The organism is Halorientalis sp., assembly GCF_028275115.1.
In the GTDB taxonomy this organism is placed as follows: domain Archaea; phylum Halobacteriota; class Halobacteria; order Halobacteriales; family Haloarculaceae; genus Halorientalis.
Genome location: NZ_JAQCNH010000150.1, coordinates 23,489 through 44,104, shown reverse-complemented (window position 1 = coordinate 44,104; position 20,616 = coordinate 23,489). Strand labels below are relative to the sequence as shown.

The window sequence follows — 20,616 nt, the reverse complement described above, 5'->3', positions numbered from 1 at the left end:
GTACCGCCGCGAAGACGGCGACCACGGCTTCGAGACCGACCGAGCCTACTGCGAGGCTGCAGCGACCTTCGTCCAGCCGATGCGCGCGGACATCTGCAACGACCGTCACAGCCTCAACCACACCACGGACTGTGACCTCTATCCGGAGGCCGAAAACGAGTGAGCTACGAGACGTACCCCGCGGGCGAACCCGTCACCGTCACCGCAGCCCTGACAGGCGGCGTCCACGGCGAGGAGGTGAACCCGGCCATCCCGGAGACGCCCACCGAAATCGGCGCGGCTGCCGCCGCGGCCGAAGCTGCCGGGGCGAGTACCGTCCACTTACACGCCCGGCAGAACGACGGCGAGCGCGCCTTCTCCACCGACCGGTTCCAGGACGTCACCGACGCGGTTCGCCACCGGACCGAAGACGTAATCACCCAACACTCGACTGGTGGAACGGGTGCGTCGACGGCGACTCGTGCCCAGCCACTTCGGACCGATCCGCTGCCGGAGATGGCGAGCCTCGATACGGGCCCACTGAACCGCTACGATCACCTCACCAGTGAAACCACTCGCGCGACCGTCGCGACGCTTCACGAGGAGATGCAGGACCGTGGAATCAAACCCGAACTGGAACTGTTCAAAAGCCGGCACGTCAACGAGACCCACCGGTTGCTGGAGCGGCGCAACCTCGACGAGCCGCTCTGCGCGACGCTGATAGTCGGCTCGGGGACGCTCACCCGACCACGTCCGCGGACCTTTCTGACTGCCATCGACGATCTGCCCGAGGGGACGCTGTTCAACACACTCGGGTTCGGCCCCCACCGGCTCGCCTTCCCAACCATGGGCGTCCTCTTCGGCGGCCACGTCCGCGTCGGCCTCGAGGACAACGGCTACTACGAGCGCGGGCGACTCGTCAAGCGGGTCGCCGACACCGCCGAGACGCCGGACCGGCCGGTCGCGACGACCGACCAGACCCGAGCGATTCTCGACTTCTAGTCGAGCAGGGCCGCAACCATCCCGTCCAGCCGTTCCAGTTCGTCGGCGTTGACGCCGTGACCCATGCCGTCGTAGATTCTGTTCGTCACGTCGCCGCCGAGTTCGTCCAGAACCTCGGCGGTCGCGTGGACGCGCTCCTCGGGGATGTGCGGGTCCACGTCGCTACAGCCGAGGAAGACCGGGGTCCCGCCGAGGTCGTCGCCGACCGAGAGGTAATCGTCCGGGTCGACGGTCTCACCGATCAGACCACCGGAGAGGACCGCCAGCCCACCGTAACGGCGAGGGGTGCGCGCGACGAACTCGCTGGAGAGACAGCCACCCTGCGAGAAGCCGACGAGCAGGACCCGCTCGTGTGGAATCCCGGCATTGACGGCCGTCTCGGCGGCGGCTTCGACCACCTCCAGCCCCGAGGAGCGGCCGGGTTCGTTGCGTTCGACGGGTGCGAGAAAGGAGTTAGGATACCAGGTACTGCGGGCGGCCTGCGGAGCCAGCAGGGCGACGCCCTCGCGGTGGACCTCCCGGCCGAGTTGCTGGACGATACTCTCGGCGCTCGCGCCGCGGCCGTGAGTCAGAACGACGGCGGCCCCGGCGTTGTCGAGGTCGGTGCCGGCGGTGACCAGCGGCTGGTCCTGATGTGGCCCACTCATCGCTCGGTCTCCGCCGGGGCGGGTGCCTCGATGTCGGCGAGATTGGTCGCGATGGTCTCGCGGTCCGGTTCGAGCCACGGCGGGAGCTTCAGACCACTCCCGAGTTCGTCGACCGACTCGTCGCGGGTGAAGCCCGGCGGGTCGGTCGCAACCTCAACGAGGACGCCGCCGGACTCCCGGAAGTAGATCGAGTGAAAGTACTGACGGTTCTTCTGTTCGGTGACGCGCTGGTCCTGTTCAAGTAGTTTCGCACGCCAGTCCATCTGGGTCTCCGTGTCCGGGGCGCGCAGGGCGACGTGATGCACGGTGCCGGCACCTTGGCGGCCGCGGTCGCCCGCCGGACGGTCGAGAACGTCGACCGCGGTCGCGCGTTCGCCGTCCGCCTCGTATCGGGTGCGCTGGCCCGCCTCGGCGACGTGCTCGAAACCCATCGATTCGAGGAGCGCTCCCGTGGCGTCGGGGGACAGGGAGTCGAGCGTCACGCCGTGGAAGCCGCGAATGGCGTGTTCCGCCGGAACCGGCCCGTCGGCCCACGGCTCGATATCGCTCTCGCCGGTGACCAGTTCCAGTGGCTGGCCGTCGCGGTCCTCGAAGGGAACGACGGTTTCGCCAAATCGCTCGACTGGCGCTTCGACCGCGAGCCCGTCACTCTCGAGATGGTCGACCCAGAACTCAACCGACCCGTCGGGAATCACGAACGCGGTGGCACTGGCCTGACCGCGACCGACGCTGCCGGGCTGGCCGCCCTCGAACGGAAAGAAGGTGAGGACCGTGCCGGGCGTGCCGACCGCGTCGCCGTAGTAGAGGTGGTAGGTGCGCGTGTCGTCGAAATTCACTGTTCGCTTCACCAGCCGGAGGCCGAGGACGCCGGTGTAGAAGTCGACGTTGGCCTGTGGGTCGCTCGCGATCGCTGTGACGTGGTGAACGCCAGGTGTCTGCATGGGCATGTCGTGGACTCCTGAGATACGAACACGTAGGTGACCCGCACTTATAGGCGCTCTCTGGCCGTGGTGATATCAGGTGACACCGACGTCACCGGTAGACGCCGTCAGACCGGCTGGCTATCGGCGCCGGCGGCTGTTGCCGGGTTCGGCCCTCACCCGTCGTCGCCAGCGCAGTCCAGCAGGTCGCCGAAGATGTCGGTGTCCACCGCCGACTCGTAGACCAGACCGGTAATCATCCCGCCAGTGTAAGAGGCGGCCTCGTCGAGGCCGTTCGTGGCGTGGTTGACCTTGTGGCAGTGGACGAGGTAGATACCGGGGCCTGCGCCGGCCCCGAACTCGACAGCGTGTCGCTCTGCCGGCGCGAGGTTGGTAATGTCCGCGTCGTAGCGTGCGGCCTCCGGAGCCTTCGAGCCGTCCTTCCCAACCACCTGGAACCGGTGGTTGTGGACGTGCATCGGGTGGGAGATGAACCTGCCGGCGTTCACCAGGTGGAGCCGGACCGTATCACCCTGACTGACGAGCGGCGGCGAGCCGTCCTCGGGGTGAACGGTTCGCGGTGCGGACCGCCCGTTGATGATGAACACGTCAGGCCTGCGCCGGTGCGGGCTGTCGTTCACGTCCTCGCCGTCGCACATCCGCGAGAGCTGGGAGTCCCAACTCCTCGTCGTGAGGAAGTACTCCCGGTCGAATCCCTCGCACTCGTCTAGGTCGACGCGGAACGTCCCGTACATCCTCATCTCGACGTGTTAGTGGGCCTGATAGTGGCAGTGATAGACGTGCGTCCCGGGCACGTTTACCGAAATCTCGTACGTGTTGGTCTCACCGGGGTCGACGGTGATGCCCGTCCTCGTCGGGACACCGTCGTCCTCCCAGGTCTTCCGGACCGCGCGGAAGTAGACGGTGTGCAGGCGCTTCCGGTTGGTGTTGTACAACCTCACTCCGATGATGTCGCCCCCCTGTGCGCGCAGGACGGGGCACAGGACGCTCGGATGACCGTCGCCGGCCTGAAACGCCCACACCCGCGGCAGTTCGATGATGGGGGCCACGATCGAGTCGCCGCCATGAACTGGGAGCCGCGCCGGCTGTGTCTCCAGCGTGACCTGATCGTCCTGTTCTGCGAGGTCAACCATCGCGGGCGGGGCCGTCGCTGGCAGCGAGGACTGGTTCGACTGAGCAGTCTGGGTTGTCTCCGGCGTCCCGGCAGCGTTCCCCGCTCGCGGGGCGCCCCGACACCCGGCCAACGCGACCGTCGTCGCCCCACCGATTGCTGTCACGAAGTCACGACGCGAGAACCGCGTTCCCGGCGCACTCGTATCCTGCTGTTGAAACGTCGGATATATACCCCGCGTGGAGATTCCCGTGCCCCGTGAATCAAATCGAACATGTTTGGCCCGTGAATATCGATGCGGTCGCGACTGGCGACCGAACCACGCCGACCAGGCGCGTTCCCGCGACGTACGTCCCCTCGTCGTGTGTGACTGGCCCGACTCCCCTCCCTGACGGCGACCCGAAACCGGCTTTTCGGTCCAGCGTACCGCATCCAACCCCGCCACGGCCCGAGGCCGCAACGGCGGCGGGGACACGGTATCGCCCACACCCCCGACCAAAAGTTATTTGTCACTCTCTTACATCAAGTTGGACAAGCTCGCTTGGTGTAGTCAAAGCGAAGTTGTAATAGCACCCATGACACAGGACACACTCGTACTCGTCGGGCAGGAGGGGACACACGTCAGGGAGACGCTGGCGACCCACGCGGACCGGATCGTGCGCAGGGGCGCGGTCGACGCGGCCCACGCTGTCACGTACGCCGAGGAACCGGGTCGGGAACTCCGCGAGCGGTTTCGGTCCCTCCCGGCGGGTACTCTCTACGTACTGCCGGCGTCGCTGGCCCACAGTCGCGAGACGACGGACGTACTGCCGCGAACGTTCCCCGCGTTCGACGGGACGATCCGATACTGTGAACCCATCGGGCAGAGTCCGGCGATTACCCGGTTGGTGACGGAACGAGCGACCGCGCTGGTCGAGGCCGACGACGACGCCACGCTCGTTCTCGTCGGTCAGGGAAGCAGTTCCCAACCTTACCACCGGCAGATGGTCGAGTATCACACCACCCGGATCGCCGAGCGGACCGACTACGCCGCCGTCGAACCCACCTATCTTCTCCAGAATCCCGCCGTCGAGTGCGTCCGGTACGCCGTCGGGACCGAACAATCGGTCGCAGTTCCGCTTTTTTTCACTGCGAACGCGACGACTGACCGCCGGATACCCACGAAACTCGAACTCGACCGGGGAGGGATGGCCTACGCCGACCCGCTCGGCGACCATCCGCTGGTCACCGACGCAATCGAAGGCGAGGTCACTCGCCAGCGTGCGCTGGCGACCGCCGAGGACGCGCAACCGGCCTCCTTCGAGGACGCGCTAGTCCAGGGTGCACGTTCGCTCGCCGCCGACGGTGAAGGCCCGCTCTAACCCCTAAGCACCCGGCGCTTGCGTCCGTTGCGTATCGTGAGCGGCCGACTGGTAACGGTAGGATTAGGGGTGGACTTGCTAACACTCTTGAATCGTGGCCGTCTCAATTACCGTATACGTGTATTTTTCGCAAACCGGCACCAAGCAAGATGCTCCCGTCGCCGAACCGCCCGCACCCGCGCTCGCGACGGGTGCGCCGTGAACCCGAGCCGTGTCGACTCGCTCGTTGACCTGACGTACGGCCTGCTGATCGCCCTCTCGGTAGCACTGATCGTGGTCGCCGACAGCGCCGTCGGTCTGGCGTTTGGCTTCGGTGTCCTCATCTCCTATCTCATTCACGTCGTCTGGAAGATGGCCCGGTTCGACCCGGACTGGATGACCACCGCGGTCAGAGAGAGCGTTCAAGAGACCGTCGACGAGACGATGGAGGAAGCTGTCGACGAGACGGTCGAAGCCAGGGTCGACGAGACGATGGAGAACACCGTTGGTAAGACTGTCGGCGAGACGGTCGAAGAAACCGTCGGTGACACTGTCGAGGAGAAAGTCGGTGACACTGTCGAGGAGACTGTTGGCGAGGCAGTCGAGGAGAAAGTCGGTGACACTGTCGGGGAGACCGTCGGCGAGGCAGTCGAAGAAACCGTCGGTGAGGCGGTCGAAGAGAAAGTCGACGAAGCGGTCGAAAAGAGGGTTGACCAAGCGGTCGAGGAGTCCGTCGAAGAGACGCTTGAAAAACAGTTGGACGGTAACGAGACTGACGGGGCCGACGAAACGATGGACGGAGACGAGGCCAACGGGGACGGAGCGAACTGATGGTCGGGCTACTGCTCGTGGTCGGTGTCCTCGTGGCGATGTTCGTCGCGTACAACATCGGCGGCTCCACGACGGGGCCGGCGTTCGGGCCAGCCGTCGGCGCGGACGCGCTCTCGAAGACGGGGGCTGCAGCTCTGATGGGTCTGTTTTTTTTCCTCGGTGCCTGGACCATCGGCCGGAACGTCGTGACGAAGCTCGGGACGGAACTGGTGGTCGAACCTGGTGTGTTCACCCTCGAAACGTCGATTGCGGTGCTGTTTTTCATCGGCATCGCGCTACTGGTGGGGAACGTCTTCGGTGTGCCGGCGTCCACGTCGATGACCGCCGTTGGCGCAATCGCTGGCCTGGCTCTGGCCGGCGACGTGCTAAACCTCGCCGTCATGGGAGAAATCGTCACGTGGTGGGTCGTCTCGCCGATCATCGGCTTCTGGGTGTCGCTAATTATCGGGCGTTACTTTTACGCGCGGCTCAATCGGGTGGTCGCGATGGAGCGAAGCGAGGGGCCACTGCTCGACGTCGACCGCTCGGGACCGGTCCCGATACCGCACCTCCACCGGACGACCAACCGGCGGGAACTGGTCGGGACGCTCACCGTCGTCGCAATCGGCTGTCTGATGGCGTTTAGCTCCGGGACCTCGAACATCGCCAACGCTATCGCACCGCTGGTCGGGAGCGGTGAACTGGCGATGGACCCGGCGATCATCCTCGGCGGGATTGCCGTGGCGATCGGTGCGTTCACCATCGCCCGGCGAACGCTCGAGACGATGGGCAGCGACATCACAGAACTCCCGCTGACGGCCGCAATCGTCGTCGCGTCGGTCAGTTCGGCACTCGTCGTGTTCCTCTCGACGCTCGGCATTCCCGCCAGTTTCGTCATCATCGCTACGATGTCGATCGTCGGACTCGGGTGGGGCCGAGCGACCCGGCCGGTGACCGTCCCCCAGGCAGTCAGGTCGGACAAAGCACCGCCGGTCACCGTCGACGCGCTGGCCGCAGACGAGGTCGGTGACGAACTCCCTGCTATCGGCGAGGAGGACCCCGAAGACATCCCGCGGCCGGGAGACCTGTTCAACCCTGCGACGACCGCCCGGGTCGTCCTGATGCAAAACGTGGTCCCCGCCATCGCGACGGTCGGGGCGTACCTCACGTTTCGATTCGTCCCGATCTTTGGGTTTTGAACTGCCGTCTGCCGGCGCCCTCTACTCAGGTTCGACGCACGACCAGCACCGACAGGTCCGAGAAGACCGTCTCCTCGGGGCCGTCACCACCGGCGTGATTCGCCAGTGACCCGAGCGTCGTCTCCGTGATCGACTCGTCGTCGTGCGTTAGCCGCTCGTAGACAAGTGCCGGCAGGTGCGGCGCCGCGCCGGCCTCGAGCAGGTCGGCAGCCACGTCGCCAGGCATCAGGTCGTACGGTCGTGGCAGGACGAGCAAGTGGCGGTCCCCGACCGCACTCCGGAGTCGAGTGCGGTCGGCCGACAGGTCGCCGCTCTTGTGAAGGGTCACGAACTCACTGTCTTCCATCGGCGTCCGAGCGTGCGAGGCCGCTATCTGGAGCGCGGAGATTCCGGGGACGACTCGCACTGGTCCCGCCCCGGCCGCGTCGACGGCCCGCTCGACCTTGCCGAGGAACTGGTAGCCCGAGTGATTCGGGTCACCCATCAGGGCCGCAGTTCCGCGGTCGCCGTCCGCCACACGCTCGGCGAAGCGGGCCAGCGCCTCGCCTTCGTCGCGGTAGCCACAGGTCAGCAGGTCCGCATCCGTCAGATCGGCCACGAACTCCACGACCGTCTCGAACCCGACCACCACGTCGGCCTCGCCGATCGCACGGCGTCCGCGTGGTGTCAGGAACTCGGTGTTTCCCGGACCGATGCCGACGGCGTGAACTGGGGTCTCCGACTCGACTGCCTCGGCTCCGTTCGCGGCGAACGTGGCCGGGTCGGGGCCCGAATCCAGATCGTACTCGTCGTTTTCGGTGTCGCTCATCGGTCGAGATCACCCCCGGGCAACTCGTCGTTCCGGTAATCGCTGGCGACGTGGACGAGTTCGTTCGTGAGTCCGGCCGCGAGCCCGCTCCCGCCGCGGCGACCGACGCTCGTGATGGCGGGTACGCCGTGTTCGGCCGCGACCGCCCGGAGTCGCTTTCGGCTCTCTGCGGCCTTGACGAAGCCGACCGGTGTCGCGACGACCGCTGCCGGTCGGGTGCCGTCTTCGATACAGTCGGACAGGGCCAGCGCCGCCGTCGGAGCGTTCCCGACGACGGCGATTGCGCCGTCGTACACACCCTCGCTGTCGAGTTCGAGGACGGAGGCGGCCGTGCGGGTCATCCCGGTCTCAGCGGCGAGGTCGGCCCCGTTGCCGATAGCCTTTCTGACCGGACAGTCGTGACCGCGGCCGGTGATCCCAGCTTTCACCATCGTGATGTCGGTGACGACCGGGCGCTCGTCCAGCACTGCTCGCGCGCCAGCGACGACGGGTTCGTCGTCGGTCGCTCCGGTGAACCGGACGAGGTGCTGGAACTCTGGGTCGCCGGTGGCGTGGACCGATTTCTGTCGCATCCGGTCCGCGAGTGTCTCGTCGGGCACCAGTTCCCGCACCCGGTCCATCGACGTCTCGGCGATCTCCATGGCGTTCTCGGTCGTCGCACCGAGGTCTGCGTACTCGTCGAACTCGGAGCCATCAGTCGTCATCACCGATCACCTCCTCGTGCTCGCGGGCTCCCTCCGCGCTCGCTCTCGCCTCCAGGTCCCCGTCGACTTCGAGATTCAGGTCCCGGAGACGGTCTTCGGTTGCCTCGTCGGCGTTCCAGAGGCCGCGCTCGATGGCCTCGAGCAGCGTGTCGGTGATCGAGTCGAGCGCCCACGGATTCACGTCTTTCAGCCACTCTTGACGGCCCTCGTCGAAGGCGAACTTCTCGGCCACGTCCGCCCAGAGGTGGTCGGAGACGACGCCGGTGGTCGCGTCCCAGCCCAACACCACGTCGACGGTGCTCGAGAGGTCACCAGCGCCCTTGTAGCCGTGTTCTTCCATGGATTCGATCCACTCCGGATTCAGGACGCGTGCGCGCATCGCCTTCCGGACTTTCTCCTCGTTGGTGTACACGTCCACGTTGTCGGGGTCGGCCGAGTCGCCGACGTACGATGCCGGTTCTTCGCCGCTTGTCTCGGCGACGGCAGTGATGAACCCGCCGTGGAAGGCGTACCAGTCCGAGGAGTCGAACTCGTCCTGCTCGGCCGTGTCCTCGATCTTGACCGTCGCGTCGACGTTGCCGAGGCGACGCTCGAAGGCGTTGTGAGCCTCGCTGACCCTGCCACGCGAACCCATCGCGTAGCCGCCCCACTGGACGTACACGTCGGCGAGGTCCGCGCGGTCGTCCCAGTTGCCCTCGTCGACGGCCTTGTTCGTCCCCGCGCCGTAGCCGCCAGGTCGGGTCGTGAACACGCGGTGTGTAGCCGCGTCGCGGGCCTCGCTCGCGTCGAGTCCCTCCGATTCCAGTTCTTCAGCCTCCTGCTCGACGTGTTTTTTTACGTAGTTTCTGTCGTGCGGTTCGTCCAGGTCGACGACGGCGTCGACGGCGTCGTGGATGACGCCGGCCGCGGCGGGGAAGGCGTCCCGGAACAATCCGGAGACGCGTGTCGTCACGTCGATTCGTGGTCGTCCGAGTTCGTCGAGCGGGATCGGTTCGACGCCGTCGACGCGGCCGGCGTCGGTCCAGACCGGTTCGACGCCCATCAGGGCCAGCACCTGCGCGATAGTCTCGCCCCGGGTCCGGACGGTGGGGGTCCCCCACACGACGACGCCGATCTCCTCGGGATACTCGCCCTCGTCCACTGCGTGACGCTCGGCCACGCCGTCGGCCACTTCGCGGCCCACGTCCCAGGCGCTCTTTGCCGGGACCTTCCGGGGGTCGAGCGTGTAGAAGTTCCGCGCGGTCGGGAGCAGGTCGACGCCGCCCCGTGTGGGCGCACCCGACCCGCCGGGTCGGACGTATTCGCCAGCCAGTGCCTCGACGGTCCGGGGAATCTCCTCACTCGCACCAGCCACCCGAGGCGCGGCCTCCTCACAGATGAACGTGAGTGCCTCTCGCAGGTCCTGGTGTGCACCCGAGTCGGCACGGGCGTCCCCGAGCGGGTCGATGTCGACGACGAGCAGGTTCATGTTAACCTCGCTGTCGCCGGCGTCGAGTTCGCTTTCGGGCACGTCGAACTCGTGGTCGGCGAGCGTCCCCACGAGGTCGAGACTCGTCTCGTACACCTCGTCGGCCGCCTGCGCGTAGGTCATGCCCAGGTCCTCGTCGTACGTGCCGGGTTCGTCGAGCATTCGCTGGTAGTCGACGCCCAGCACGCCCGCGACGGCTTCCCGGAGGCTCGGCCCGCCTGGATTGTCCAGCCGCGTGAGCGCGACCAGATACTCCGTCAGACGGTCGTCCTCTGGCGGTTCGCCCATCGTGTGCAGGCCGAGCCGAATCTGGGTCGTCTTCACGTCCGTGAGGTACTCGTGGATGCGCTCGACGAGAGCGTCAATACCGACGTCGTCGCCCGCAACCGCCCCCGCGGCGAGGGTCGAACCGGCCTCGTCGGGGCCGCGAACGTCCGCTTTCTCGTCGATTTCGCCGGCGACCCCGAGTTCGACGGCCAGGTCGAGGTCGTCGACGGTCTCGCGGATTCGCTCCGCGAGCTGTTCGCCGTCGTCCGTGCGTGCGTCTTCCATCCCGGCTTCTCGGTACCGGTCCGCCAGCTCCTCCAGGTCGGCCAGGTCGTCGTACGTTCCCGCGTTGCTCATTACCGGCGTGAGGTAGTCCACGACGGCCGCGTATGAGCGGCGTTTCGCCTGTGTCCCCTCGCCGGGGTTGTTGATGATGTACGGATAGATGTTAGGGAGAGCGTCGATCAACTGGTCGGGCGCGCTCTCGCCGTCGAGACCGACGGTCTTGCCGGGGAGCCACTCCAGACTGCCGTGCGTGCCGAGATGGACGACTGCGTCGGCGGTGAACTCGCGTTTCAGCCACTCGTAGAAGGCCACGTAGTCGTGTGGCGGCTCGAGGTCCGAGTCGTGGTACACCTTCGAGGGGTCCATGCCGAACCCGCGCGGGGGCTGGACGGTGACGAGGACGTTCCCGAACTCGACGCCCGGGATAGCGAAGGGTCGGTCTGGTGCTTCGCCCCACTCGTCCACCACGTTCTCGCGGAACCGCTCGTCCAACTCGTCGAACCAGTCGGTGTACCGGTCGGGTGCGACAGTATCGACGGACAGTTCCCGTACGTCGTCCGGCGCGACCCAGCGGTCGTCCAGCGTCAGCTGTGCAGTGAGGTCGTCGATCAGCGACTGGCCGCTCTCGGGGGTCTTCCCGCCGAGGTCGTAGTCCCTGGCCTGCAACTCGTCGAGCAGATTCACCGTACTCTCGGGACTGTCCAGCCCGAAGGCGGTGCCGATACCGTCGTCGCTGGGCGGGTAGTTGTGGAGGACGACGGCAACCCGCTTGTCCTCGTTGGGCGTGTGGCGAAGTTCGGCCCAGTTGACCGCCAACCGGGCGGCGTGGTCCACCCGGTCGTCAATGGGGAAGTGCTGTTTCGGGACACTCCCGATACCGGCGTCGTCGTCGGTTCGCTCTTTGCCGCTGATCGGGTGCGTGATGACGTTGCCGTCGAACTCCGGGAGCGCGACCGAGAGGGCGAGTTCGAAGCCCATGACCCCGGTATCGCTCGACTCGTACCGCGAACGCGAGCGCATCGTCGTCACCGTCTGGAGGACGGGGACGCCCAGTCGGTCGAGGAACACGTCCGCCGCCGAGTCGCCCTCGTCACTGGCACTGCGGCCGCGTTCGTCCATCGACAGCGAGAACATGAACGAGGAGAGAACGGCGTCGACGACCGGGTCGCCGCCGGCGTCCAGCAGCCACTCCTCGGTGACGCGCTCGGCGTCCCACTGGCCCTCGGCGTCGGTCGCGGGTTCACAGAAGATCGGCAGGGCGTTAGCTCCCTGTCGCTCGACGGCCCGAACCTGTGCGTCGACGTAGCGGGTGTTTTCGTGTGTCCAGTGAGACTCGTAGAACCAGATGGCGACGGTCGGCGCGTTCGGGTCGAAGGTCTCGACCAGTTCCTCGTAGCTCACTGCCGGGTAGTCGGGATGATAGACGCCTTCGGTCGGGAGCGCCACAGGGTCGTCGTAGGCCGGGTCGACCGCCGGGTCGTAGGTGGCGGCCAGGTAGCGCAGACAGTTCGCGACGTTCGCCGTCCCGCCTCGTTCCAGATACGCACAGACCTGCTCGCGCTCCGCGCCGGCGACCGTCGTGTCCTCGGCGGCGAAAGCGTCGCCAGTCGATTCGATTATCAGGGGGACGCCCGCCTCGGCGAGGCGTTCGCGGGCGTGGTCGTACCCCGGCATGCTGTCCTGACCGCCGTGCAACCAGAACACGACCGCCGTCGCGTCGGTCAGTTCGTCGACGAACGCGTCCACGTCACCCACGCCGTCGAGGTCTCCGTCCGAGCGCACGACCAGTTCCGTCTCGACCTCCGTGGCCGCGCGCTGGACCGCGCCTAGTTCGTTCTCCGTCGCAGTGTACAGTCCGATTTTCGGCATAACGTTGTTAAACCTCTGTTTACTTAACGCAAGTATGGTTGATTACGGCGACGGCAAAAAAGCTTCGCAGGCTCGGGTCGAACACGGGGTGAGCCGTCCGGCGTTCGGCGAGGTCGTCGGACAGTCGGCGTTCAAGCAGGCTTTACTCGTCGTCGCGGCGAACGACGACCTCGATGGGCTGCTCGTGACCGGTGAAAAAGGGACGGCCAAGTCGACGGCCGTCCGTGCACTGGCGGACCTGCTGCCCGACCAGCGCGCAGTCGCCGACTGCCCGTACGGCTGTCCGCCCGACGACCGAGACCGACAGTGCCAGGACTGCCGAAGCCGGGACGAGCCGCCGGTCGAACGGCGTCCGGTCCCTCTCGTCACGCTGCCGCTGGGCGCGACCCGGGACCGGGTGGTCGGGACGCTCTCGGTCGAGGACGCCCTCGACGGCAAGTCGGAGTTCGAGCCGGGACTGCTGGCGCGAGCCAACCGCGGCATTCTCTACGTCGACGAGGTAAATCTGCTCGACGACCACTTAGTGGACGTGTTGCTGGACGCGGCGGCGAGCGGCATCAACCGCGTCGAACGCGACGGCGTGAGCGTCACCCACCCCGCCGAGTTCACGCTCGTCGGGACGATGAATCCGGAGGAGGGCGACCTCAGGCCGCAGTTGCGCGACCGCTTTGCTCTCCAGGCGACGGTGACGGCTTGTCGGGAGCTCGACGACCGCGTGGCGATCATCCGCCAGGCACTCGGCGAGTCCGTAGGGTCCGACCCGGACGACAGCCCGGAAACCCGTCTCCACCGGGCGCTGGACGGACTGTCGGACGTGGTACTACCCGAGGAGTTCGCCACCGATATCGCCGAGCTGTGCCGTGACGCGGGCATCGACGGCCACCGGGGTGATATCGCGACCGCGCGTGCAGCACGGGCACTGGCGGCGCTAGAGGGCCGTGCGCGAGTAATCGAGTCCGACGTGCGCCGGGCGGCCGAACTGGCGCTGCCGCACCGGCTCCAGTCCCGGCCTTTCGAGGACGCCCCGGACCCCGAGGACGTACTCGACGACCACTTCGAGGACGAGACCGGCGGCGACGACCCTGGTGGAGACCAGAACGAGCGAGACGACGGGAGCACCGACACGGAGTCGGCCCCCGACGAGCGAGACGGTGGTGACGCAGACGACGAGGGCCAAGCCGACGAGAGGGACGACGGTGGTGACGCTGGCTCGGACTCCGACGGGCCCGAGTCGACCGACCGTGACGACGGTGACCGGTCCGACGAGCGGGGCGATGGCGACCGGTCCGACGGCTCGGACGACCGAGGCGAACCAGACTCCCGACCGACACCGACTGCAGACAGCGGTACGGGCGACCACGGGCACAGCGACGACGGCACGCAGCGTGCACCCGACCCGGACGAGGAACCCGAGGAGGACGCCCGACCGGCCACACCTTTACTCCCCGGTCAGCAACGGGCGGAGGTCGGTGACGCCGCCGCGCCGGACCTGTCGACAGCCGACCCACTCGGCCGAGACGGGGGGCAGGGTGGAGGGTCGCGTGCACAGTCGACACCGCGACCGGACGCCGAGGGGGCACGCGTGCGGACGAAACGGACCGAGGCGGCCGATTCGGTCGACGCGACGGCATCGGTCCGCGCGGCGGCGCGGCGGGGCGGTTCCGCGGTGGAATCGCGGGACCTTCGACAGTCGGTCCGCGCCGGTGACACGGGGGCGCTGGTTCTGTTCGTCGTGGACGCAAGCGCGTCGATGCGGGGCGCGATGCGGACGGCGAAAGGCACGGTGCTGGAACTGTTACAGGACGCCTACGAAGCCCGCGACGAGGTCGGGTTCGTCGCCGTGGCCGGCGACGAGGCCGACGTGGTACTCCCGCCGACCGACAGCGTGACGCGCGCGGCCCGCCACCTCAAAGACCTTCCAACGGGTGACCGGACGCCGCTGCCAGACGGGCTCAGGACCGCCGGTAGAGTGGTCGAACGTGCCGACCCGGACGCCGCAGTCGTCGTACTGGTCACCGACGGCAGAGCCAACGTCGCGGCGGGAAGTCCGACGGCTCAGACCCGCGCGGCCGCCCGGGAGCTGGCGACGCTTGACGCCAAGACGGTCGTAGTCGACGCCGGCGACGGCGGGCGCGCCGAAGTGACCGACCTCGTCTGCGACGCCCTCGACGCCGACCGCGTCCCCCTGTCGGCGCTGTCGGCCGACCGCGTCACCGCCGCCGTCGACCACAACTGAGGTTTGGCGCACTCGAAAGCTTTACAACTTAGCTTGTTGTCTTACAACTGTAGTTTACTATGGCGACAGCGAACACCGTTCACGAACGCATCGAATCGGCTCGGCCGGCGTTGACGACACCGCGGGTCGCGCTCGGGCTGACACTGCTCGCGATTCTTGGCTTCACGCTCCTGTTCGTCCAGGAGCCGTTGGTCCACGACTCGCTACACAACGCTCGGCACGCGGCCGGCATCACCTGCCACTGATGCTCCAGACGTATCTGGTGCGTGGATTGAAAGCCGGACTGGTCGCTGGCATCGCCCTCGGCCTGTTCGTGGCAGTCTTGGCGAATCCGATGATCGCTGCGGCGGAGGGCCTCGCCGGCGAACACGGTAGCCACGACGCCAGCGGCGGTTCCGACCACCACGCGGATGGGGGTGGACACGGACACGACGAGCACGGGAACGCCTCGGGCGTTCTCGGCGTTGTTTCCGCGTCCCTGCTCAGCGTCGGCGGCGGCGTGTTCTGGGGACTCCTGCTGGGCGTCGTCACCTTCGGACTCGCGTTCTACGTCCTCGAACCGGCGATTCCGGGCACCGGTGCCACGAAACACGCGCTCGCGGCGGCAGGTGGGTTCGTCACCGTCTCCGGTGCGCCGTGGCTCGTCTTGCCACCGCAGCCACCGGGCGTCGAGCAGGCGCTCTCGACGGACGCGCGTCTTAGCCTCTACGCCGGAATGATGCTCGCCGGACTGACTGCCTGTCTACTCGCCGGGTACGCGTACACCCGCCTCCGCGACCGCGGCCGGGTCCGCGCCCTCGTCGGCGCGGCAGTGCCGTGTTGCCTGCTCGTCGGTCTCGCGCTCGTTTTGCCGACGAACTCGACGACGCAGGCACTCCCGGCCGCGTTCGTCGCGGCTTTCCGGGCGCAGGTACTCTTCGGCCAGGTCGTGGTCTGGACACTGCTCGCAGCAACGCACGCCTGGCTCTCCGCGGGCGAGGATACCACCGCGACGCACGGGCCGACCAGCGCGGCCCCATCCGACCCACACCCCTCGTCCGACTGAGTGGCCTGGCCTGCCGACTCTTCTGTTCACGCTCCACAAAACTGTCCGCACAGCTGGTCACACGTCCAACTCGTCGAGACAATCGAAACCGAAGCCGCAGTTGTGTTCGACACCGGGAGCGGTCCCGATTACGCTCGCTGGTGGCTCAGTAGGCGGTAGGCACCCCGCTCCTCGGTCTCGTCGTGGTACGCGACCGGTTCCTCGACAGCGACCACGGTTTCGCCGTCGAGCGCCGCAGCCGTGATCACGCCGTCGGCGTCGACGCTCGACGCTGTGCCGTCGGCTACGTCGAACACACGGAGACCATGACGCTCTGCATCGCGCTCCCGAAAGTGCTGGGCGCTCGGGACGGCCACCCGGTCACCCGCCGTGCCGATACCGGCCGCGAATCCGCCGACACTGGCCCGCCACGACCGTTCACCGTCGGGCGTGACGCCGACCGCCGTGTGCTCGTTCGGGTGACGCGCGTCGGTCTCGCGTCCGTCCTCCGGGTAACTGTTCCCGGTCACGAACACCGCGCCCGCTGCCGTGGCGTGGACGTGGTTTGGGTACGCGTAGACACGCTCGCCGGCGACCGTCCGCGGGGTCGCCAGCGGAACGCGCCAGCGGTTGCTCCCGTCGTCGTTCAACCGGTAACCGCAGTAATCACCGTGACTCGCGACGGCGACGCCATCGGCCAGCAGGGAGACGTCCCCGACGCGTCGCCCGCCGTCGGTCCCGGGGTCCCAGGTCAGGCGCTCGTTCCCCGACTCACGGTCCAGCACCACCAGTCCACGCTGGTGATTTCCGGGACAGCGGTTGTACGCGACCGCCACGCGGTCGCCCCGCACTGCGAGGCTGATCGGCGAGGCGTCGGCCCGGTAGCGCCAGTCGACGGCGCCGTCGGGGCCAACGGCGTAGACGACACTGTGGAACTCCCTGCTACCATCGTCCGTGCGCTCGTACCGCCGAGCCGCGACGTAGAATCGGTCCGCGCCCGCGACCACGTCCGCGACGAACGGCAGGAGAAACCGGGTCTCGTCCTGAGGCTCGCCGACGTCGTTAGCCGTCTCGTAACGCCACAGCAGCTCCCCCGACCTCAGGTCGTGACAGCGGACCGCGCCGGCCGCGCCGCGCTCGCCGACGATAGCTGTGCCCTCGAAGGTACCGATGGACACGACGCTACCGTCGTCGGACGCGGAACCGTCGGCGGTCCACCGCTCGGTCAGCGTCCGGTCGAACGCGCGGAGGCGACCGTCGGCCGTCCCGGCGAGAACGACGTCGCCGGTGACCGCCACAGCGGACCGACGACCGAGTTGGCGCGATCCGGCGGGGGTGATCTCTCCGAGCGATGCGGTCGGTCGGCCACGGCTACTCATCGACCGGGAACGCTTCGTGGAGGTGATGATGGGCCTCACCGAACCCGTCGAGGACGCTCTCTGCCTGCTGAGTCAGCCGATGGATCGCTCGCTCCGCGTCACGGACGGCTACGAGTCGCCCTCTAGCGTAGTCGTACTCGGGGTCGTCGGAGTCCATCCGCGCGATCTCCTCTTCGAGGTCTACGAGGGCGGCGTCCAGGTGTCGTTCGATCTCCGGTAACGTCTCGGCGTTCGCGAGGGCTTCGATTGGACCCTCCATACTGCCCGCTAACTCCTGTTTCGCGTGTTCACGCGTGCTTTCGTCGCCGATACCGAGTGCCGTCATGACGCCCAGTCGCAGGGCTTCGAGTTCGTCACAGCTCATAATGTCTGGTCTACGAGGTCGGACACGATGCGGTCCCGGTCGAGATGGGACGAGACGATGCGGTCGGCGTCGTCCTCGTCGGCGCCGCCGTACCAGACGCCGTCCGGATAGACGGCAACCATCGGCCCCTCACCACAGCGGCCGAGGCAGGACGACCGGGTGACCCGGGCGTCGCACTCCTCGGAGTCCCGGACGGCCTGGCGGAGGCTCTCGAGTACGGCTGGCGCACCGTCGGCTGCACAGGTCTGGTTCGTACAGACCGCGACGTGCTTTTCAGGGGCGTCGTGGGTGTGTGGGTCGTCGTCCACGTCCTCGCGGTCGGCGTGCGTCTCCTGATGTGTCAATGCGCGTAACATGGCCCGCGCGCCGCCCACGTCTTCCTCGTACCCGTCGAGCTCCACCTTGTACTTGCAGGTGTCACAGGACATCTCGACACTCCCGCTTCGGGCCTCCTGCCACCGATCGCCCAGCACGTCGAGCAGTCGCGAGTCCGTTCCGAGGGGGTCACCCGCCGCCGCGTCGACGTATGGGTACTCCTCGTCGAACTCGTCGGCGTGGTCGCGGATGCGCTGGGTGAGGACGCCGTCCCCGAGCATGTAGGGGACGACGACGACGGCGTCGGGGCGACGCTTGGCCACCGTGTGCAGCGACTCGTCCAGTAACGGTTCGGTCACACCGATGAACGAGGCCTCGACCCGCGAGAACGCCCGCCCCTCGTCGAGCAGGCGGGCGAGTTTGTGTACGTCGCCGTTGGCGTCGGGGTCGCTCGAACCCCGCGCACAGACCACTGCGACCACGTCGTCGGCCTCCCGGTCCACGCCGAGTTCGGCTTCGATGGCCGCTGCGCGGTCGTCAAGCAGGTCCACGATTGCGGGATGAATCCCGAGGTGCGCGCCGTTGTTCACCGTCAGTCCGTCGTGTTCCGCCCGGGCCTGTTGGACGGCCAGTGGCACGTCGTTTTTGACGTGGCTGGCCGCGAACAGGGACAGTGGAACCACCGTGACCGCTGACACCGCACCCGCGAGTCCCGCGATGGCCTCGGGAATCGCCGGTTCCGCGAGTTCGAGAAAGCCCGCATCGACGGGGACGCCCAGTCGCTCTTCGAGGCCGACCGCCAGGTTCCGGACCTGCTCGTTAGACTTCTCGCGCCGGGACCCGTGACCCACCAGCAGCACCGCCTCGTCGTCGAACGGCCGCGTTCCGTCCGCACCTGTGGTGGTTCGGCTCACCGCTGGATGCCCTCCGCCTGTTCGAGGCTCCGCTCTAGTTTCCGCCGCCGCGACGGCGCGAACAGCCCCGTCTCCCCGCTCCCGTCGTAGAGCCACGGGCCGACGGTCGGAACGGCCGCGTCGTCGACGCCGAACCAGTAGCCGCCCGAGGCGGTCTCGGCGACCTCGTCGCAGGGCGCGTCGACGGGCACCCCGTCGAGCAGCCCCTTGATCGTCTCGAGTAGTCGCCGGTCGTCGGCGACGAACGAGAGCCCGACCGTCCCCGCCGAGCTTTTGAAACAGATGGTTCCACAGCCCTCCAGCAGGCCGCGCAGGAGCTGGCGGTCGTGGTCGGCGAACGTGTCGAACCGGTAGCCACCCGGCTGGCCGTCACGGGGCAGCCCGAACGCCGCCGCGGCGCGAGTCGGCAGGTCGCCGAACACCTGCACCGTGTACTCCTCCTCGGTGCGGGTGATCGACGTGTTGTGGGCGTACTCGCGCTCGCGGATGCGTCGGTCGACCTGCTCGGCTCCGGCGATGGACGCGAGTCGTCGGGCTGCGGTCTCGTCGTTGGTCCGGACGGTGACGCTGTCCTCGCCGAGGTCGCCGTCGCCGACGGTCCGCCCCCAGAAGTACGCCGTCTCCGGGTGGCTCGACAACAGGTCCGTCGGCACGCCAGTTTCGACGCTCATGGCTCTCCCCCCTCGGTCGCCGCCGACACGCTGATCGCGTCGACCGGACAGGCCGCGGCGGCCTGTTCGGCGTCGGCGAATCGGTCATCGTCGAACGTGACCGTCACCGTCTCGTCGGCGTCGTGGTGATCCTCGGCGGCATCGATGCCGGCCAGTCCGTCGTCGCGTTCCGTGAACCGGTCGTCCCGGACGAGACAGGCGAAGATCCCGTCACAGGCTGCCCGGTCGAGTGTGACAGTGTACGTCATCAGTAGTCGTATTTAGTCTCGTAACCCCGTGGGGTCACCATCCGGTCGTCCCAGACGTAGGTGTCCTCGTTACCGACGAGAAGGGTCGTGGTCATGTCTATCAGGTCGGTCTCGCCCAGGTCCGGTAACTCTCCGAGGTCGACGATTTCGACCCGTTCGTCCTCGCGGCCGGCAGCGTGGACGACGCCGACCGGTGTCCCGGAATCGCGGTGTTCCAGCAGTATCTCACAGCACTTCTCGAAGTTCTCGCGGCGCTTGCGGCTCCAGGGGTTGTAGATGGCGATTGTGAACCCCTCCTTGGCCGTGGCGTGGAGCCGCGACTCGATGGTCGGCATGTCGGTGAGGTGGTCCGACAGCGAGATGGAGACAGTGTCGTTCACCAGTGGTGCACCCACACGGGCAGCACACGACTGGGCGGCCGGGACGCCGGGCACCACGTCGAAGTCGAGCATCGAGGCTGTCGCACCCTTCGACTCGACGATCTCCAGCGCGAGACCCGCGAGCGCGTAGACGTTCGGGTCGCCGCTGCCGATGATCGCCACGTCGTTGCCGGCGAGCGCCCGGTCGATGGCCTCCTCAGTTCGGGAGACTTCGCCACACATCGGCGTGTCGTAGATGTCCTCTGCCGCCTCGGTGATCTCGTCGGGCAGCAGTTCGACGTAGGTCGTGTAGCCGACGATGTGTTCGGCGTCGGCCAGCGCCGTCTTCGCCCGGTCGGTCATCCCCGCTGGCTGACCGGGACCGAGCCCGACCGCGACCAGCTGGCCGGGGTCGGCGTCGAAGTCGTCGACGGTCGCGCCGACATCCTCCTCCTCGTCGGAACTCGCGCCACAACCGCTGGAGGAACTCGACGATGCGGACGCGCCGCACTTGGACTCGCCCCCGGTTTCCTGGGTGGCAGTCGTCGAGCCGCCGCATTTGGATTCGGTGCTGGCCTCGGCGGCCGCTTCCGGGGCACTCTCCGCTTCGCTCGCGTCGCAGTTCGATTCCGTCTCTGTGCTCGCGTCGGTCGTCGTCGTGTCGTCGGTACTCATG

At 67.5% G+C, this 20,616-nt stretch carries 18 protein-coding genes and 1 pseudogene; 7 read left to right on the top strand and 12 right to left on the bottom strand.

The genetic code is table 11. The features are described from left to right. Window positions 1-159 precede the first annotated feature (159 nt). Complete coding sequence (locus Q0964_RS18240) at window positions 160-981, top strand: beta-keto acid cleavage family enzyme (RefSeq protein WP_299270730.1); 822 nt, start codon at window positions 160-162, stop codon at window positions 979-981. Here the strand turns inward: Q0964_RS18240 and Q0964_RS18235 are convergent. The 3 genes and pseudogenes from Q0964_RS18235 to Q0964_RS18225 form a co-directional block, all read right to left on the bottom strand. Further along, window positions 978-1,628, bottom strand: a complete 651-nt coding sequence (locus Q0964_RS18235) for an alpha/beta hydrolase (RefSeq protein WP_299270727.1) — start codon at window positions 1,626-1,628, stop codon at window positions 978-980. The genes Q0964_RS18240 and Q0964_RS18235 overlap by 4 nt on opposite strands. Continuing rightward, window positions 1,625-2,575: a ring-cleaving dioxygenase gene (locus Q0964_RS18230; protein WP_299270724.1), complete on the bottom strand. Its 951-nt coding sequence runs from the start codon at window positions 2,573-2,575 to the stop codon at window positions 1,625-1,627. Before Q0964_RS18230 ends, Q0964_RS18235 begins: the two co-directional genes overlap by 4 nt. A 149-nt stretch (window positions 2,576-2,724) precedes the next feature. Then, window positions 2,725-3,912 (bottom strand): annotated as a pseudogene (locus Q0964_RS18225) (multicopper oxidase domain-containing protein). Window positions 3,913-4,255: 343 nt separating this feature from the next. On the opposite strand from Q0964_RS18225, the gene Q0964_RS18220 reads away from it, so the two are divergent. The 3 genes from Q0964_RS18220 to Q0964_RS18210 all read left to right on the top strand — a co-directional run bounded on the left by Q0964_RS18220 (window position 4,256) and on the right by Q0964_RS18210 (window position 7,029). Next, window positions 4,256-5,041 carry a CbiX/SirB N-terminal domain-containing protein gene (locus tag Q0964_RS18220; protein ID WP_299270721.1) on the top strand — a complete coding sequence of 262 codons (786 nt, stop codon included), beginning with the start codon at window positions 4,256-4,258 and terminating at the stop codon, window positions 5,039-5,041. A gap of 198 nt (window positions 5,042-5,239) precedes the next feature. Next, the gene (locus tag Q0964_RS18215) at window positions 5,240-5,851 is read left to right on the top strand and encodes a hypothetical protein (RefSeq protein WP_299270719.1); all 612 of its coding nucleotides are present in this window, start codon (window positions 5,240-5,242) and stop codon (window positions 5,849-5,851) included. Continuing rightward, on the top strand, window positions 5,851-7,029 hold the full coding sequence (locus Q0964_RS18210) for an inorganic phosphate transporter (RefSeq protein ID WP_299270716.1): 1,179 nt from the start codon (window positions 5,851-5,853) through the stop codon (window positions 7,027-7,029). The genes Q0964_RS18215 and Q0964_RS18210 overlap by 1 nt, the downstream gene beginning before the upstream one ends. A 25-nt stretch (window positions 7,030-7,054) precedes the next feature. On the opposite strand, the gene Q0964_RS18205 is transcribed toward Q0964_RS18210, so the two are convergent. From Q0964_RS18205 to cobN, 3 genes are read right to left on the bottom strand one after another with little or no spacing between them, the layout of a single operon-like run. Continuing rightward, the gene (locus Q0964_RS18205; RefSeq protein ID WP_299270714.1) at window positions 7,055-7,837 is read right to left on the bottom strand and encodes a cobalt-precorrin-7 (C(5))-methyltransferase; all 783 of its coding nucleotides are present in this window, start codon (window positions 7,835-7,837) and stop codon (window positions 7,055-7,057) included. Then, window positions 7,834-8,541, bottom strand: coding sequence for a precorrin-8X methylmutase (locus Q0964_RS18200; protein ID WP_299270711.1), 708 nt, complete (start codon window positions 8,539-8,541; stop codon window positions 7,834-7,836). The genes Q0964_RS18205 and Q0964_RS18200 overlap by 4 nt, the downstream gene beginning before the upstream one ends. Then, window positions 8,531-12,430, bottom strand: coding sequence for a cobaltochelatase subunit CobN (cobN, locus tag Q0964_RS18195; RefSeq protein WP_299270708.1), 3,900 nt, complete (start codon window positions 12,428-12,430; stop codon window positions 8,531-8,533). Before cobN ends, Q0964_RS18200 begins: the two co-directional genes overlap by 11 nt. Before the next feature lie 34 nt (window positions 12,431-12,464). Here cobN and Q0964_RS18190 point away from each other — a divergent pair, with 34 nt between their 5' ends. Genes Q0964_RS18190 through Q0964_RS18180 form a run of 3 tightly spaced genes read left to right on the top strand, consistent with a single transcriptional unit; the run spans window position 12,465 to window position 15,711 of the window. Further along, complete coding sequence (locus Q0964_RS18190) at window positions 12,465-14,666, top strand: ATP-binding protein (protein WP_299270705.1); 2,202 nt, start codon at window positions 12,465-12,467, stop codon at window positions 14,664-14,666. A 59-nt stretch (window positions 14,667-14,725) separates the two neighbouring features. Beyond that, window positions 14,726-14,911: a CbtB domain-containing protein gene (locus Q0964_RS18185; protein ID WP_299270702.1), complete on the top strand. Its 186-nt coding sequence runs from the start codon at window positions 14,726-14,728 to the stop codon at window positions 14,909-14,911. Next, complete coding sequence (locus Q0964_RS18180) at window positions 14,911-15,711, top strand: CbtA family protein (protein WP_299270699.1); 801 nt, start codon at window positions 14,911-14,913, stop codon at window positions 15,709-15,711. Before Q0964_RS18185 ends, Q0964_RS18180 begins: the two co-directional genes overlap by 1 nt. A 128-nt stretch (window positions 15,712-15,839) precedes the next feature. Here the strand turns inward: Q0964_RS18180 and Q0964_RS18175 are convergent, their stop codons facing one another. From Q0964_RS18175 to cobJ, 6 genes are read right to left on the bottom strand one after another with little or no spacing between them, the layout of a single operon-like run. After that, the gene (locus Q0964_RS18175; protein ID WP_299270696.1) at window positions 15,840-17,069 is read right to left on the bottom strand and encodes an outer membrane protein assembly factor BamB family protein; all 1,230 of its coding nucleotides are present in this window, start codon (window positions 17,067-17,069) and stop codon (window positions 15,840-15,842) included. After that, window positions 17,062-17,433, bottom strand: a complete 372-nt coding sequence (locus tag Q0964_RS18170) for a DUF3209 family protein (RefSeq protein WP_299270694.1) — start codon at window positions 17,431-17,433, stop codon at window positions 17,062-17,064. The genes Q0964_RS18175 and Q0964_RS18170 overlap by 8 nt, the downstream gene beginning before the upstream one ends. Further along, a complete protein-coding gene (locus tag Q0964_RS18165; protein ID WP_299270691.1) occupies window positions 17,430-18,662 on the bottom strand; it encodes a CbiX/SirB N-terminal domain-containing protein in 1,233 nt (410 codons plus the stop codon). The genes Q0964_RS18170 and Q0964_RS18165 overlap by 4 nt, the downstream gene beginning before the upstream one ends. Beyond that, on the bottom strand, window positions 18,659-19,333 hold the full coding sequence (locus Q0964_RS18160) for a cobalamin biosynthesis protein (protein WP_299270688.1): 675 nt from the start codon (window positions 19,331-19,333) through the stop codon (window positions 18,659-18,661). The genes Q0964_RS18165 and Q0964_RS18160 overlap by 4 nt, the downstream gene beginning before the upstream one ends. Next, window positions 19,330-19,581, bottom strand: coding sequence for a ferredoxin (locus Q0964_RS18155; RefSeq protein ID WP_299270684.1), 252 nt, complete (start codon window positions 19,579-19,581; stop codon window positions 19,330-19,332). Before Q0964_RS18155 ends, Q0964_RS18160 begins: the two co-directional genes overlap by 4 nt. Beyond that, window positions 19,581-20,615, bottom strand: coding sequence for a precorrin-3B C(17)-methyltransferase (cobJ, locus tag Q0964_RS18150; protein ID WP_299270681.1), 1,035 nt, complete (start codon window positions 20,613-20,615; stop codon window positions 19,581-19,583). Before cobJ ends, Q0964_RS18155 begins: the two co-directional genes overlap by 1 nt. Window position 20,616 lies beyond the last annotated feature (1 nt).

What these genes read in the sequence shown, in the direction of transcription:
- Q0964_RS18235 (WP_299270727.1), bottom strand. Translation starts at nt 1,628, where the DNA reads ATGAGTGGGCCACATCAGGACCAGCCGCTGGTCACCGCCGGCACCGAC.
- Q0964_RS18230 (WP_299270724.1), bottom strand. Translation starts at nt 2,575, where the DNA reads ATGCCCATGCAGACACCTGGCGTTCACCACGTCACAGCGATCGCGAGC.
- Q0964_RS18220 (WP_299270721.1), top strand. Translation starts at nt 4,256, where the DNA reads ATGACACAGGACACACTCGTACTCGTCGGGCAGGAGGGGACACACGTC.
- Q0964_RS18210 (WP_299270716.1), top strand. Translation starts at nt 5,851, where the DNA reads ATGGTCGGGCTACTGCTCGTGGTCGGTGTCCTCGTGGCGATGTTCGTC.
- Q0964_RS18205 (WP_299270714.1), bottom strand. Translation starts at nt 7,837, where the DNA reads ATGAGCGACACCGAAAACGACGAGTACGATCTGGATTCGGGCCCCGAC.
- Q0964_RS18200 (WP_299270711.1), bottom strand. Translation starts at nt 8,541, where the DNA reads ATGACGACTGATGGCTCCGAGTTCGACGAGTACGCAGACCTCGGTGCG.
- cobN (WP_299270708.1), bottom strand. Translation starts at nt 12,430, where the DNA reads ATGCCGAAAATCGGACTGTACACTGCGACGGAGAACGAACTAGGCGCG.
- Q0964_RS18190 (WP_299270705.1), top strand. Translation starts at nt 12,465, where the DNA reads ATGGTTGATTACGGCGACGGCAAAAAAGCTTCGCAGGCTCGGGTCGAA.
- Q0964_RS18185 (WP_299270702.1), top strand. Translation starts at nt 14,726, where the DNA reads ATGGCGACAGCGAACACCGTTCACGAACGCATCGAATCGGCTCGGCCG.
- Q0964_RS18180 (WP_299270699.1), top strand. Translation starts at nt 14,911, where the DNA reads ATGCTCCAGACGTATCTGGTGCGTGGATTGAAAGCCGGACTGGTCGCT.
- Q0964_RS18175 (WP_299270696.1), bottom strand. Translation starts at nt 17,069, where the DNA reads ATGAGTAGCCGTGGCCGACCGACCGCATCGCTCGGAGAGATCACCCCC.
- Q0964_RS18170 (WP_299270694.1), bottom strand. Translation starts at nt 17,433, where the DNA reads ATGAGCTGTGACGAACTCGAAGCCCTGCGACTGGGCGTCATGACGGCA.
- Q0964_RS18160 (WP_299270688.1), bottom strand. Translation starts at nt 19,333, where the DNA reads ATGAGCGTCGAAACTGGCGTGCCGACGGACCTGTTGTCGAGCCACCCG.
- Q0964_RS18155 (WP_299270684.1), bottom strand. Translation starts at nt 19,581, where the DNA reads ATGACGTACACTGTCACACTCGACCGGGCAGCCTGTGACGGGATCTTC.
- cobJ (WP_299270681.1), bottom strand. Translation starts at nt 20,615, where the DNA reads ATGAGTACCGACGACACGACGACGACCGACGCGAGCACAGAGACGGAA.